Raw genomic sequence first — 457 nt, forward strand, 5'->3', positions numbered from 1 at the left:
GCTATCAATTGATTACGATACCGGTTATGGCTCGGTATTATTTCGCCCGCAACGTTAACCGACGGCTGTTCATCGACGTCGGGGCCAGTTTTAATTTTCCGGTTGTGGTTTCGTATCGCTACCGTCTGAAGGGAATGATGTTTCAGGACAAGCTAACTCCGTTTGTGCAGCAACCGATTGTCTTTCTTGAGGTAGCGGGCGGGGCCACCGGGCGCGTGTTCGGAGGCAGATTGACCAAAGTCAATACCTTACTGGGTTCCCTGCTATTCGGTGGCTTTTTGTCCCTTAACTCATCCGTCCGAACGAACCGCAACAAACCCGTCACAACCGTAGGTTTTCTCACTAAATTTGTTTTCTAACCATGCAAATGCTCAGCCGCTTGTCGCCCAAAACGTCGAAACGAATGGGTATCATCCTGTTTGTTGTTTCGTGCCTTACGCTTGTCGCGGCCCTTACC

Annotated in this window: 1 protein-coding gene; it reads left to right on the plus strand. The window is 50.3% G+C overall.

The window, feature by feature from the left end; all coding sequences use genetic code 11:
• Nucleotides 1-359: hypothetical protein (locus tag D7X55_RS45125; RefSeq protein ID WP_233610446.1), on the plus strand; the 359-nt coding region annotated here is incomplete at its 5' end.
• Nucleotides 360-457: the final 98 nt, after the last annotated feature.

It is taken from the genome of Corallococcus sp. AB049A, assembly GCF_003668885.1.
GTDB classification, from domain to species: domain Bacteria; phylum Myxococcota; class Myxococcia; order Myxococcales; family Myxococcaceae; genus Corallococcus; species Corallococcus interemptor.